The organism is Burkholderia sp. Tr-20390, from assembly GCF_017104595.1.
Classification (GTDB): domain Bacteria; phylum Pseudomonadota; class Gammaproteobacteria; order Burkholderiales; family Burkholderiaceae; genus Burkholderia.
On sequence record NZ_JAAGPC010000056.1, the window covers coordinates 15423 to 28798 of the forward strand.

The following is a 13376-nucleotide window of genomic DNA, read 5'->3' on the forward strand; positions in this document are numbered from 1 at the left end:
AATGCCTGAAGAACGAAATCTGGAAGGTAAGACCCTGCTATTGGTTGACGGTTCGAGCTATCTGTATCGGGCTTACCATGCGATGCCTGATTTGCGTGGCCCTGGCGGGGAGCCGACCGGAGCGCTCTACGGAATCATCAACATGCTGCGCCGTATGCGCAAGGAAGTCAGTGCAGAGTATAGCGCTTGCGTGTTCGATGCAAAGGGCAAGACGTTCCGTGACGACCTTTATGCCGACTATAAGGCAAACCGTCCGTCGATGCCGCCCGACCTCGCATTGCAGGTCGAACCGATCCACGGCGCCGTGCGTGCGCTCGGCTGGCCGCTGCTGATGGTCGAAGGCGTCGAGGCCGACGACGTGATCGGCACGCTCGCGCGCGAAGCCGAGCGGCACGGGATGAACGTGATCGTGTCGACCGGCGACAAGGATCTCGCGCAGCTCGTCACCGATCACGTCACGCTCGTCAACACGATGACCAACGAGACGCTCGACCGCGACGGCGTGATCGCGAAGTTCGGCGTGCCGCCGGAGCGCATCATCGACTACCTCGCACTGATCGGCGACACCGTCGACAACGTGCCGGGCGTCGAGAAGTGCGGGCCGAAGACGGCCGTGAAATGGCTGGCGCAGTACGACAGCCTCGACGGCGTGATCGAGCATGCGGGCGACATCAAGGGCGTGGTCGGCGACAACCTGCGCCGCGCGCTCGACTTCCTGCCGCTCGGCCGCAAGCTCGTGACCGTCGAGACGGCCTGCGATCTCGCGCCGCATCTCGAATCGATCGAAGCGTCGTTGAAGACCGACGGCGAAGCGCGCGACCTGCTGCGCGACATCTTCGCGCGCTACGGCTTCAAGACCTGGCTGCGCGAAGTCGACAGCGCGCCGGCGGAAGGCGGCGGCGCCGACGCGCCGGAAGGCGAGCCGGCGCCGGTGGTGGCGGCCGACATCGTGCGCGAATACGACACGATCCAGACGTGGGAGCAATTCGACGCGTGGTTCGCGAAGATCGACGCGGCCGAGCTCACCGCATTCGACACCGAGACGACCGCGCTCGATCCGATGCTCGCGCGGCTCGTGGGCCTGTCGTTCTCGGTCGAGCCGGGCAAGGCGGCGTATCTGCCGGTTGCGCATCGCGGCCCCGACATGCCCGAACAGCTTCCGCTCGACGAAGTGCTCGCGCGCCTGAAGCCGTGGCTCGAATCGGCCGATCGCAAGAAGGTCGGCCAGCACCTGAAGTACGACGCGCAGGTGCTCGCGAACTACGACATCGCGCTGAACGGCATCGAGCACGACACGCTGCTCGAATCGTACGTGGTCGAATCGCATCGCACGCACGACATGGACAGCCTTGCGCTGCGTCATCTCGGTGTCAAGACGATCAAGTACGAAGACGTGGCCGGCAAGGGCGCGAAGCAGATCGGCTTCGACGAAGTCGCGCTCACGCAGGCCGCCGAATACGCGGCCGAAGATGCGGACATCACGCTGCAACTGCATCACGCGCTGTATCCGCAGGTCGCGCGCGAACCGGGCCTCTTGCACGTGTACCGCGAGATCGAGATGCCCGTGTCGCTCGTGCTGCGCAAGATGGAGCGCACGGGCGTGCTGATCGACGATGCGCTGCTGCAGGCGCAGAGCACCGAAATCGCGACGCGCCTGATCGAGCTCGAAGGGCAGGCGTACGAACTGGCCGGGGGCGAATTCAATCTCGGCTCGCCGAAGCAGATCGGGCAGATCTTCTTCGACAAGCTGCAGTTGCCGGTCGTGAAAAAGACGCCGAGCGGCGCACCGTCGACCGACGAAGAAGTGCTGCAGAAGCTGGCCGAAGACTACCCGCTGCCGAAGCTGCTGCTCGAGCATCGCGGGCTGTCGAAGCTGAAGTCGACCTATACCGACAAGCTGCCGCGCATGGTGAACCCGTCAACGGGCCGCGTGCACACGAACTACGCGCAGGCCGTCGCGGTCACGGGCCGCCTGGCATCGAACGATCCGAATCTTCAGAACATTCCGGTGCGCACGGCCGAAGGCCGGCGGATCCGCGAGGCGTTCATCGCCTCGCCGGGCCACCGGATCGTGTCGGCCGATTATTCGCAGATCGAACTGCGGATCATGGCGCACATCTCGGGCGACGCGTCGCTGCTGCGCGCGTTCTCGCAGGGCGAGGACATCCACCGCGCGACGGCCGCCGAGGTGTTCGGCGTGACGCCGCTGGAGGTCAATTCCGACCAGCGCCGGATTGCGAAGGTGATCAACTTCGGGCTCATCTACGGGATGAGCGCGTTCGGGCTCGCGTCGAACCTCGGCATCACGCGCGATGCGGCGAAGCTCTACATCGACCGCTATTTCGCCCGCTACCCGGGTGTCGCGCAGTACATGGAAGACACACGCTCGGTTGCGAAGGAGAAGGGCTACGTCGAAACCGTTTTCGGCCGCCGCCTGTGGCTGCCCGAGATCAACGGCGGCAACGGCCCGCGCCGCCAGGCGGCGGAGCGCGCGGCCATCAATGCGCCGATGCAGGGCACGGCGGCCGACCTGATCAAGCTGTCGATGATCGCGGTGGACGACTGGCTCACGCGCGACAAGCTCGCGTCGCGGATGATCATGCAGGTGCACGATGAACTGGTGCTCGAGGTGCCCGACGGCGAGCTGTCGCTGGTGCGCGAGAAACTGCCCGAAATGATGTGCGGCGTGGCGAAGCTGAAGGTGCCGCTGGTGGCCGAAGTGGGCGCCGGCGCGAACTGGGAAGAGGCACACTGACGCACCGTTGCGCGGTTCCCGATTCCTGCGGCATATTGTTGCAGGGATGCTGAATATCGAGATGGTTTGCTTGTGGTCAACGCGCAAGCTCCCGGACAATGCATGTCATTGACACGGGGGCATGCGCGCCCCGCGTTCCGGGTTGGGCGCATCGAAGTGCTTCGAACTGCACATCGATGATGTCCGAACCGGTTAATCCACCGGGTCGCGCGAATGCATCGCGTTCGCATCGTCCGGCGGCAGCAGTTTCGAATCGCAAAGGGGGAACAGATGCATCGGATCATCATCGTAGGTGGAGGCGCGGGCGGCCTGGAACTGGCGACGCGGCTCGGCGACCGTTACGGCGCGCGCGGCAATCGTTCGGCGCGTGCGCTTGTCACGCTCGTCGACCGCAATCCGACCCACATCTGGAAACCGCTGCTGCACGAGGTCGCGGCCGGCAGCATGGACCCGTTCACGCAGGAGCTCGAATATGCGGCGCAGGCGCGCTGGCATGGCTTCGAGTTCCAGCAGGGCGGGTTGACCGGGCTCGACCGCGCGGCGAAGCGCATCACGCTGTCACCCGTCAACGACAGCGACGGCGAGGAGTTGTTGCCGGCGCGCGAGCTGGAATATGACACGCTCGTGATCGCGATCGGCAGTACGACTCACTTCTTTGGCGTGCAGGGCGCGGCGGAAAACGCGATCGCGCTCGATACCGTTGGCGAGGCCGAGCGCTTCCGCAAGCGGCTGATCGCCGCGTGCATGCGCGCCGAGCATCAGGCGCCGGCGCCGACCGCGCCGGGTGAAGCGGCCGAGCCGCGCATCCAGGTCGCGATCGTCGGTGGCGGCGCGACCGGCGTCGAGCTGTCCGCCGAGCTGCGCAACACCGCGCAGGTGTTGTCGGCCTACGGGCTGCACAAGCTCGACCCGCGGCACGACGTCGGCATCGTGCTGATCGAATCGGGGCCGCGGATCCTCCCGGCGTTGCCGGAGCGCGTGTCGTCGGCGACGGCCGAACTGCTCGAAAAGATCGGCGTGCGGCTGATGCTCGCCGAGCGCGTCACCGAGGTGGCGCCCGGGGCCGTCCATACGGCGAGCGGCAAGACAATACGTGCCGACCTGACGGTCTGGGCCGCGGGCATCAAGGCGCCGGCCGTGCTCGCCAATCTCGATGGCCTCCAGGTCAACAAGCTCGGCCAGCTCGACGTGCGTCGCACGCTGCAGACCTTCACCGACGACAACGTGTTCGCGCTCGGCGATTGTGCGGCATGCGCATGGCCCGGCAACGAGCGCAACGTGCCGCCGCGTGCGCAGGCTGCGCACCAGCAGGCGAGTTTCCTGCTGAAGGCAATCGGCTGCCGGCTCGACGGGCGCCCGCTGCCCGAATTCACCTATCGCGACCTGGGTTCGCTCGTGTCGCTCGGCCATTTCAGCGCGGTCGGCAACCTGATGGGCGGGCTGATCGGCGGCAACATGCTGATCGAGGGGCTGTTCGCGCGCTTCATGTACATGTCGCTGTACCGGATGCATATCGCCGCGCTGCACGGCTATCCGCGCATGATGCTCGACACGGTCGCGCACTGGTTGCGGCGTACGACGCTGCCGCGCGTCAAGCTGCACTGAGCGCGCGTTCGCGCATGAGGCGGGCGGGGAGCGCGCAGGTCGTGCGTGGTCGCCGCCCGTTGTTCTTTGCGGCCAGCCGGGCTGTCGTACCTGCCTGTGGCGGGCAACATCGACCGCGCGTTTTTCGTTTCAATCGGCAAGCATCCGATCGCGCAACGGCGATCGGCATGCGGCCTGTTGCATCGCGATTCGACGGGTCGCCCGCGGTGTTTGGCGCGACGATCGACATGGCGAATCAACGCGCCGTAATCGAGTCTTACATATCCGACAGTTGACGCGACAACGGATTATTGGGCATCTTGTCCGGGTTTCCGTTCGCGGCGGGGTGCCAACCGCCGCGACATCCGCGCCGTGCGCCGGTGCGATGCCCCGTCATGCCGTGTCCGTGATCGTGGCGGCGGCCCCCAATCGAGGAGTGCATTCATGTTGAAACCCGAAGTCGACAGCCTGGTTCCCCACGTTCCGTTCTCGCGCCGCAAGTTCATGCAGGCCGCGCTGGGCAGTGCCTTCGCGGCGGCCGTGCTGCCCGTGTCGGCGCAGACGGTCACGACCGACAGCGAAGGGCTGGACGTCGACACCGTCGAGATCCGCTCGGGCGACGCGAGCGTGCCCGCGTATCGCGCGCAGCCGAAGGACAAGACGAACCTGCCGGTCGTCATCGTGATCCACGAGATCTTCGGCGTGCACGCGCACATCGCCGATGTCTGCCGCCGCTTCGCGAAGCTCGGCTATCTCGCGATCGCGCCGGACCTGTTCGCGCGGCAGGGCAATGCGGAGAAGTATCCGACGATCAAGGATCTGGTCGAGCACATCGTCAGCAAGGTGCCGGACCGGCAGGTGACCGAGGATCTCGATGCGACCGTCGCGTGGGCCGGCAAGAACGGCGGCGACCTGTCGCGTCTCGGCGTGGTCGGGTTCTGCTGGGGCGGCCGCCAGAGCTGGCTGTATGCGGAGCACAACCCGCACGTGCGTGCGGCCGTTGCATGGTACGGGTTCGTCGAAGGCAAGACCGACGAGATGACGCCGTTCAACCCGGTCGATCATGCATCGTTGCTGAAGGTGCCCGTGCTCGGGCTGTATGGCGAGAAGGATGCGAACATCACGCAGGCGTCGCTCGCCGACATGCGCAAGGCAATCCAGACGAGCGATTCGAAGCTCGCGCGCGAATCGGAGATCGTCGTGTACCCGGATGCCGGTCACGCGTTCTTTGCCGATTACCGGCCGAGCTATGTGAAGGCCGACGCGGAGGAGAGCTGGAAGCGCGCGATCGCGTGGCTCCGCAAGTACGGCGTGATGTAAACGGCAAGCGGCGGCATGGGCCGCCGCTTCTTTTGCGACTGCGCCGCGCCGGCGCTTACGGTGTCGGGCCGGTTGCGACCGGCCGCGACGGGTCCGCGCTCCACTCGCTCCACGAGCCCGGATACAGCGATGCGCCGTGCAGGCCTGCAACTTCCAGCGCCAGTGCGTTGTGGCATGCGGTGACACCGGAGCCGCATTGCAGGATCACGCGATTCGGTTCGGTGCCCGCCAGCACGGCGGAAAACGCTTCGCGCAGTTCATGGCCGGTCTTGAAGCGGCCGTCGGCGGTCAGGTTGTCCTTGAAGAAGCGGTTGCGCGCGCCGGGAATGTGACCGCCCACGCGATCGATCGTTTCGTTTTCGCCGCGGTAGCGATCGGGTGCGCGCGCATCGATCACGACACGCGTGGGTGCGTTCACGTTGGCGAGCACGGCTGCCGCGTCGACCGTCGATTCGAGCGGCGCGGCCGCACGGAAATCGCCGGCTGCCGGGTGCGGTACGTCGGCCGTCAGCGGCTGGCCGGCCGCTTCCCAGGCCTGCAGGCCGCCGTCGAGCACGGCAACCGAATCGTGCCCAAGCCAGCGCAGCAGCCACCACAGGCGCGCCGCATAGGCGCCGCCTTGTGCGTCGTACGCGACGACCTGCTGGCCTTGCTTGAGGCCGCGGCTCGCGAGCAGCGTGGCGAGTGCGTCGCGGGTCGGCAGCGGATGGCGGCCGTTGGTGCCCGTCTTGCGGCCCGACAGGTCGCGGTCGAGATGGAGATACTGGGCGCCGGGGAGATGGCCGGCCGCATAGGCGGCCTCACCGGCGGCGGGATCGACGAGATCGAAGCGGCAGTCGAACAGCGCGACGCTGCCGGGCGCCGCCGCCAGGCGCTCGGCGAGATTGGCGGCGGAGATGAGCGTGGTGTAGTGAGTGTGTGGCATGACGGCTCCCTGGAGTGCGAATGGCCTGACATTCCAAGTCTAAACAAAAAAAGACGGGCCGAAGCCCGTCTTTTCGTCTGCCGGATACCGTGCAGCGTCAAAGCGCCGCACCGGTTATCAGATGTCGCCGAGGTGGCGGCGCAGGAACTCGTGGAAGTGCTGCATGCCGTCTTCCATCGGGCTCTGGTACGGGCCGACCTGCGACTCGCCGCGTGCCATCAGTGCGCGGCGGCCTGCGTCCATCCGCATCGCGATCTCGTCGTCCTCGACGGCCGTTTCCATGTAGGCGGCGCGTTCGGCCTCGACGAATTCGCGTTCGAACAGCGCGATTTCCTCGGGGTAATAGAACTCGACGATGTTGGTCGTCTTTTGCGGGCCTTGCGGAATCAGCCACGACACGACGAGCACGTGCGGATACCACTCGATCATCAGGCCCGGGTAGTAGACCATCCAGATCGCGCCGAACTCCGGCGGCACGCCGTTGCGGAACTTCAGCACCTGCTCGTGCCATTTCTGGTAAGTCGCGCTGCCCGGTTTCGCGAGCGCGTTGTGCACGCCGACCGTCTGCACGCTGTACCAGTCGCCGAACTCCCACTTGAGGTCGTCGCACGACACGAAGCTGCCGAGGCCCGGGTGGAACGGGACGACGTGGTAATCCTCGAGATAGACCTCGATGAACGTCTTCCAGTTGTAATCGCACTCGTGCACTTCGACGTGATCGAAGAGGTACTCGGAGAAGTCGAAGTGATGCTTCGTGCCGAGGTTGGCGAGGTCGCGCGCGACATTCCGGCCCTCGGCCTCGAACAGCAGCCCCTGCCAGTTCTGCAGCGGGCTCTTGCCGAGGTTCAGGCACGGCTTGTCGGGGAAGTGCGGCGCGCCGAGCAACTGGCCTTCCAGATCGTAGGTCCAGCGGTGCAGCGGGCACACGATGTTCTGCGTGTGGCCGCGCCCGTTGAGCATGATCGCCTGCCGGTGGCGGCACACGTTCGACAGCAGTTCGATCTGGTTCGCCTGGTTGCGAACCAGCACGCGGCCTTCCTGCTCGGACGGCAGCGCAAAATAATCCCCCGCCTCGGGCACCATCAACTCGTGCCCGACGTAACGAGGTCCTTTCTTGAAGAGGGTTTCGATCTCGCGCTCGAGTAGCGCCTCATCGAAGTATGCAGTGACTGGAAGCTGGCTGTGAGCCGACTTCAACTGAAGCGCATCGCTCAGATTGGACATTCCCACTCCCGGTGTTAGCGTGAAAGCAGTGAACAACCCAACCATCGAAAAATCGATTTAGGGAAACGGGGAATTATACCCGGTTCGCCTCGCAAGGCTAGGATTAAGTGCCTGATTTGTGTCAATTTTTTGTCGGGCGACAATCGGAAGGCGCACAATGTGTGTCGAAGGTGGGGCCGGAATATGTACCCGGGTGCCACGACGGCAGGTCGGAAAATTCTCTTTTGCCGTAGAATGTCCGACTTGTTTTGAAATTTGACACCCTCGTCCATGGCGAAAACCGCATCCCCAGGCGCCACGCCGCCCGGCAATGGTACCGAACCGTTGCCGGACAATTACGAAACGGCGCTCGCGGAACTCGAGACGCTGGTTGCCCGGATGGAAGGCGGCGCGTTGAGCCTCGAGGATTCACTGACGGCGTATCGCCGCGGTGCGACCCTTGTTGCGTTTTGCCAACAGCAGCTCGAGAAAGTGGAGCAGCAGGTTCGCGTGCTCGACGGCGCGACGCTGAAGCCGCTTTCGTCCGGAACGGCCGCCACGGACGGCGAAGACGACGATCTATGACATTCGAACAATGGATGCGGTCCGTGCTTGACCGTGTCGAGGACGCACTCGGCCACTATTTGCCCGCTGAAACCGCGGTGCCGGAGAAACTCCACGAGGCGATGCGCTATGCGGTCCTCGGCGGCGGCAAACGCGTTCGCCCGCTGCTGTGCCATGCAGCAGGCGAACTGACCGGCGCGACCGAAGCGGCCCGCAATGCGGCGGCGGCGGCACTGGAGATGATCCACGTCTACTCGCTCGTGCACGACGACATGCCGTGCATGGACGACGACGCGCTGCGTCGCGGCAAGCCGACCGTGCACGTGCAGTACGACGAGCCGACGGCACTGCTCGTCGGTGACGCGCTGCAGTCGCAGGCGTTCGTCGCGCTGACCGACGCCGCCGCGCTGTCGCCGGTGCAGCAGGCCGCGCTCGTGCGCGAGCTGGCGCTCGCAAGCGGCTCGATCGGCATGGCCGGCGGGCAGGCGATCGACCTGGCGAGCGTCGGCCTCAAGCTGACGCTCGAGCAGCTCGAGACGATGCACCGGAAGAAGACGGGCGCACTGCTGCGCGCGGCCGTGCGGATGGGCGCGCTGGCCGGCGAGACGCCGTCCGCGGAAACGATGGCTGCGCTCGACGTATACGCGGGGGCCGTGGGTCTGGCCTTCCAGGTCGTCGACGACATTCTCGACGTCACGACCGATTCGGCGACGCTCGGCAAGACGGCCGGCAAGGATGCGGCGAATGACAAGCCGACCTATGTATCGATCCTCGGCCTCGACGCGTCGCGCGAGCTCGCAGCACAACTGCGCGCCGAAGCGCACGACGCGCTGAAACCGTTCGGCGCGCGCGCACAGCGTCTGGCCGAACTTGCCGACCTGGTAGTGAACCGGGTCAGCTGACGCGAAAGCCCGCCGCCGCGCACATGCTACGGTGCGTGCATCAGAATGCGGGCGCGTTTGATTTCCTACAATGGAACGACGATGTACGACTTGCTGAAAACCATCGACGACCCGGCGGATTTGCGCCGCCTCGATCGTCGCCAACTTCAACCGCTCGCGGATGAACTGCGCGCGTTCGTGCTCGACAGCGTGTCGAAGACGGGCGGCCATTTGTCGTCCAACCTCGGGACGGTCGAGCTGACGATCGCGTTGCACTACGTGTTCAACACGCCGAACGATCGGATCGTCTGGGACGTGGGCCACCAGACCTACCCGCACAAGATCCTGACGGGCCGCCGCGACCAGATGCATTCGCTGCGCCAGCAGGACGGCATCTCGGGCTTCCCGCGCCGCAGCGAGTCCGAATACGACACGTTCGGCACCGCGCACTCGAGCACGTCGATCTCGGCCGCGCTCGGCATGGCGATCGGCAGCCAGCTGAACGGCGACGACCGCTTCTCGATCGCCGTGATCGGCGACGGCGCGATGACGGCCGGCATGGCGTTCGAGGCGATGAACAACGCGGGCGTGTCGGAAGATGCGAAAGTGCTCGTGATCCTGAACGACAACGACATGTCGATCTCGCCGCCGGTCGGCGCGCTGAATCGCCATCTCGCACGCCTGATGTCGGGCCGCTTCTATGCGGCTGCGCGCGCAGGCGTCGAGCGCGTGCTGAGCGTTGCGCCGCCGGTGCTCGAACTCGCCCGCAAGCTCGAAGAGCACGCGAAGGGCATGGTCGTGCCGGCTACCCTGTTCGAAGAGTTCGGCTTCAACTACATCGGCCCGATCGACGGTCACGATCTCGATTCGCTGATCCCGACGCTGCAGAACATCCGCGAACTGCGCGGCCCGCAGTTCCTGCACGTGGTGACGAAGAAAGGCCAGGGCTACAAGCTCGCCGAAGCCGATCCCGTGCTCTACCACGGCCCCGGCAAGTTCAACCCGGCCGAAGGCATCAAGCCGTCGACCACGCCCGCGAAGAAGACGTACACGCAGGTGTTCGGCGAGTGGCTGTGCGACGAAGCCGAGCGCGATACGCGCGTCGTCGGCATCACGCCCGCGATGCGCGAAGGCTCGGGCATGGTCGAGTTCGAGAAGCGCTTCAAGGATCGCTACTACGACGTCGGCATTGCCGAGCAGCACGCGGTGACGTTCGCGGGCGGCATGGCAACCGAAGGCCTCAAGCCGGTCGTCGCGATCTACTCGACGTTCCTGCAGCGTGCATACGACCAGCTGATCCACGACGTCGCGCTGCAGAACCTGCCGGTCGTGTTCGCGATCGACCGCGCGGGCCTCGTCGGAGCGGACGGTGCGACGCACGCGGGCGCGTACGATCTCGCGTTCATGCGCTGCATCCCGAACATGACGATCATGGCTGCGTCCGACGAGAACGAATGCCGCCAGATGCTGCACACGGCGCTGCAGCAGCCGAACCCGACCGCAGTGCGCTATCCGCGCGGCGCGGGCACGGGCGTGCCGACGGTGAAGGAATTCACCGAGATCCCGCTCGGCAAGGGTGAAGTGCGTCGCCAGACGTCGCAGCCGGAAGGCAAGCGCGTCGCGATCCTCGCGTTCGGCACGATGGTCGCGCCGTCGCTCGCCGCGGCCGAGGAGCTCGACGCAACCGTCGCGAACATGCGCTTCGTGAAGCCGATCGATGCGGCGCTCGTGCGCGAACTCGCCGAGACGCATGACTACCTCGTCACGGTCGAGGAAGGCTGCGTGATGGGTGGCGCGGGCTCGGCCTGCGTGGAAGCCCTGATGGAGAGTGGGGTTATCCGACCCGTACTACAATTGGGCCTCCCTGACCTGTTCATCGATCACGGCGACCCCGCGAAGCTGCTGTCGCAATGCGGCCTCGACGGCGCGGGTATCGCGAAATCGATTCGCGAACGCTTTCTGAATCCGGCGGCCGACGTCGCCGGTCAGGCGAAGCGCGTCGCATAAGCTGGCGCCGCCCGCGGGCGGTGTCGGTGCGACTGGCGCAACCGGTCTTCATTGATGCGGAAAACATGGGCCTGCGGGCCCATGTTGCTTTTCCGGCTGCCGCATGACGCGGCGTGCGCGTCGTCGAACGCGCGGCTTACAAGGATTGAACAAGATGAACCAGATGAATCCCGCCTTCGTGATGCCCGACGTGCAGAGCACGGTGGATACCCGCCAGATTCCGATTCAGCGTGTGGGCGTGAAGGCGGTCCGGCATCCGTTGACGGTGTGCACCGAAAGCGGCGACGTGCAGCCGACCGTCGGTGTCTGGAACCTCGATGTCCGCCTGCCGGCCGACCAGAAGGGCACGCACATGTCGCGCTTCGTCGCGCTGCTCGAAGAGAACCGTGCACCGCTGACGGTCGAGCGTTTTCGCGCGATGCTCGCATCGATGCTCGAGAAGCTGGAAGCCGAAGCCGGTCGCATCGAAGTCACGTTCCCGTACTTCGTGAACAAGACGGCGCCGGTGTCGGGCGTGCAGAGCCTGCTCGACTATGAGGTGACGCTCGCGGGCGAAAGCCGCAACGGCGATACGCGCCTGTTCCTGAAGGTGCTCGTGCCCGTGACGAGCCTGTGCCCGTGCTCGAAGAAGATCTCGCAGTACGGCGCGCACAACCAGCGTTCGCACGTGACGATCGACGCGGAGCTCGCGGCCGACCTGCCGGTCGAGGCGCTGATCCGCATCGCCGAGGAAGAGGCATCGTGCGAGCTGTGGGGCCTGCTGAAGCGTCCGGACGAGAAGTTCGTCACCGAGCGCGCGTACGAGAACCCGAAGTTCGTCGAGGATCTCGTGCGTGACGTCGCGCAGCGTCTCGATGCGGACGAGCGTGTGGTGGCATACGTGCTCGAAGCCGAGAACTTCGAGTCGATCCACAATCACAGCGCGTATGCGCTGATAGAACGCGACAAGCGACTGGCTGCATAACGCCGCGGCGTTTTGTCGCGTCGATGAAGAAAGGCCGCTCAAAATTGAGCGGCCTTTCTGTTTGCCGGTGCGGCGTTGCGTCGCGTGCGCGGCGCGGCTCAGCGCGCGAGCGACGCGAGATCCCAGCGCGGCTTCACCGTGAATGCGTAGTCGGCATTCGCCTGCTCGGGCCAGCGGCCAAGCCGCAACGCGCCTGCCAGCGCGATCATCGCGCCGTTGTCGGTGCAGAGCGCGAGATCGGGATAGTGCACGTCGAAGCCGCGCTTGGCTGCCGCGGCCGACAGCGCGGCGCGAAGCTGGCGGTTCGCGCCGACCCCACCCGCGACCACGAGGCGCTTGAGCTTTGTCTTCTTCAGCGCGGCGAGCGACTTGGCGACGAGCACGTCGACGGCCGCGTCGACGAAGCCGCGAGCAAGGTCGGCCTTCGCGCGTTCGAGTGCTTCACCTTCGAGCTTCGCCGCTTCGAACTTCTTCATCTGCGTGAGTACGGCCGTCTTCAGGCCGCTGAAGCTGAAGTCGAGGTCGCCCGAATGCAGCATCGGGCGCGGCAGCACGACCGCACCCGGCGTGCCGGTTTCGGCGAGCTTCGACACTTCCGGGCCGCCCGGGTAGCCAAGGCCGATCAGCTTGGCCGTCTTGTCGAATGCTTCGCCGGCCGCGTCGTCGAGCGTTTCGCCGAGCGTCTCGTACACGCCGACGTCGGTCACGCGCATCAGTTGCGTGTGGCCGCCGGACACCAGCAGCGCGACGAACGGGAACGGCGGCGGCTGGTCGACGAGCAGCGGCGACAGCAGGTGGCCTTCGAGGTGGTGGATGCCGACGGTCGGCTTGTTCCAGGCGAGCGCGAGCGCATTCGCGATGCTCGCGCCGACCAGCAGCGCGCCGGCGAGGCCGGGGCCCTGCGTGAACGCGATCGCGTCGATGTCGTCGCGGCGCGTGCCGCTTTGCGCCATCACTTCCTCGAGCAGCGGCAGCGCGCGCCGGATGTGGTCGCGCGATGCGAGCTCGGGCACGACGCCGCCGTATTCGCGGTGCATGGCGATCTGCGAGTGGAGCGCGTGCGCGAGCAGGCCGCGCTGCGTGTCGTAGAGCGCGAGGCCGGTTTCGTCACAGGAGCTTTCGATGCCGAGAACGAGCATGGGTACGGGCAGGGCACGCCGTATCGGGCGCGCC

At 65.9% G+C, this 13376-nt stretch carries 10 protein-coding genes; 7 read left to right on the forward strand and 3 right to left on the reverse strand.

The genetic code is table 11. The annotated features are described in order from the left end of the window. The first annotated feature begins 1 nt into the window (after position 1). The 3 genes from polA to G3N98_RS17520 all read left to right on the forward strand — a co-directional run bounded on the left by polA (position 2) and on the right by G3N98_RS17520 (position 5659). Positions 2 to 2755, forward strand: a complete 2754-nt coding sequence (gene polA, locus G3N98_RS17510) for a DNA polymerase I (protein ID WP_089474426.1) — start codon at positions 2 to 4, stop codon at positions 2753 to 2755. Between the two features lie 270 nt (positions 2756 to 3025). Continuing rightward, positions 3026 to 4360 (forward strand): NAD(P)/FAD-dependent oxidoreductase, encoded by a 1335-nt coding sequence (locus G3N98_RS17515; RefSeq protein WP_089474427.1) that lies wholly within the window; start codon positions 3026 to 3028, stop codon positions 4358 to 4360. A gap of 423 nt (positions 4361 to 4783) precedes the next feature. Further along, a complete protein-coding gene (locus G3N98_RS17520) occupies positions 4784 to 5659 on the forward strand; it encodes a dienelactone hydrolase family protein (RefSeq protein WP_089474428.1) in 876 nt (291 codons plus the stop codon). Positions 5660 to 5714: 55 nt separating this feature from the next. On the opposite strand, the gene G3N98_RS17525 is transcribed toward G3N98_RS17520, so the two are convergent. Both G3N98_RS17525 and G3N98_RS17530 read right to left on the reverse strand, forming a co-directional pair. Beyond that, positions 5715 to 6584: a sulfurtransferase gene (locus G3N98_RS17525; protein WP_206148769.1), complete on the reverse strand. Its 870-nt coding sequence runs from the start codon at positions 6582 to 6584 to the stop codon at positions 5715 to 5717. Between the two features lie 117 nt (positions 6585 to 6701). Further along, complete coding sequence (locus G3N98_RS17530) at positions 6702 to 7808, reverse strand: aromatic ring-hydroxylating dioxygenase subunit alpha (protein WP_089474430.1); 1107 nt, start codon at positions 7806 to 7808, stop codon at positions 6702 to 6704. Positions 7809 to 8078: 270 nt separating this feature from the next. Here G3N98_RS17530 and G3N98_RS17535 point away from each other — a divergent pair, with 270 nt between their 5' ends. The 4 genes from G3N98_RS17535 to folE2 all read left to right on the forward strand — a co-directional run bounded on the left by G3N98_RS17535 (position 8079) and on the right by folE2 (position 12203). Beyond that, positions 8079 to 8372: an exodeoxyribonuclease VII small subunit gene (locus G3N98_RS17535; protein ID WP_027791079.1), complete on the forward strand. Its 294-nt coding sequence runs from the start codon at positions 8079 to 8081 to the stop codon at positions 8370 to 8372. Then, complete coding sequence (locus G3N98_RS17540) at positions 8369 to 9253, forward strand: polyprenyl synthetase family protein (protein ID WP_089474431.1); 885 nt, start codon at positions 8369 to 8371, stop codon at positions 9251 to 9253. Before G3N98_RS17535 ends, G3N98_RS17540 begins: the two co-directional genes overlap by 4 nt. Before the next feature lie 81 nt (positions 9254 to 9334). Next, on the forward strand, positions 9335 to 11239 hold the full coding sequence (gene dxs / locus G3N98_RS17545; RefSeq protein WP_089474432.1) for a 1-deoxy-D-xylulose-5-phosphate synthase: 1905 nt from the start codon (positions 9335 to 9337) through the stop codon (positions 11237 to 11239). A gap of 154 nt (positions 11240 to 11393) precedes the next feature. Continuing rightward, entirely contained in the window at positions 11394 to 12203 is an 810-nt protein-coding gene (gene folE2 / locus G3N98_RS17550) for a GTP cyclohydrolase FolE2 (protein WP_089428001.1), read from the forward strand. A 98-nt stretch (positions 12204 to 12301) separates the two neighbouring features. On the opposite strand, the gene tsaD is transcribed toward folE2, so the two are convergent. After that, on the reverse strand, positions 12302 to 13342 hold the full coding sequence (gene tsaD, locus G3N98_RS17555; RefSeq protein ID WP_011355802.1) for a tRNA (adenosine(37)-N6)-threonylcarbamoyltransferase complex transferase subunit TsaD: 1041 nt from the start codon (positions 13340 to 13342) through the stop codon (positions 12302 to 12304). Between the last annotated feature and the right edge of the window lie 34 nt (positions 13343 to 13376).

Coding starts and splice junctions, on each gene's coding strand:
- polA (WP_089474426.1), top strand. CDS start 2: ATGCCTGAAGAACGAAATCTGGAAGGTAAGACCCTGCTATTGGTTGAC.
- G3N98_RS17515 (WP_089474427.1), top strand. CDS start 3,026: ATGCATCGGATCATCATCGTAGGTGGAGGCGCGGGCGGCCTGGAACTG.
- G3N98_RS17520 (WP_089474428.1), top strand. CDS start 4,784: ATGTTGAAACCCGAAGTCGACAGCCTGGTTCCCCACGTTCCGTTCTCG.
- G3N98_RS17525 (WP_206148769.1), bottom strand. CDS start 6,584: ATGCCACACACTCACTACACCACGCTCATCTCCGCCGCCAATCTCGCC.
- G3N98_RS17530 (WP_089474430.1), bottom strand. CDS start 7,808: ATGTCCAATCTGAGCGATGCGCTTCAGTTGAAGTCGGCTCACAGCCAG.
- G3N98_RS17535 (WP_027791079.1), top strand. CDS start 8,079: ATGGCGAAAACCGCATCCCCAGGCGCCACGCCGCCCGGCAATGGTACC.
- G3N98_RS17540 (WP_089474431.1), top strand. CDS start 8,369: ATGACATTCGAACAATGGATGCGGTCCGTGCTTGACCGTGTCGAGGAC.
- dxs (WP_089474432.1), top strand. CDS start 9,335: ATGTACGACTTGCTGAAAACCATCGACGACCCGGCGGATTTGCGCCGC.
- folE2 (WP_089428001.1), top strand. CDS start 11,394: ATGAACCAGATGAATCCCGCCTTCGTGATGCCCGACGTGCAGAGCACG.
- tsaD (WP_011355802.1), bottom strand. CDS start 13,342: ATGCTCGTTCTCGGCATCGAAAGCTCCTGTGACGAAACCGGCCTCGCG.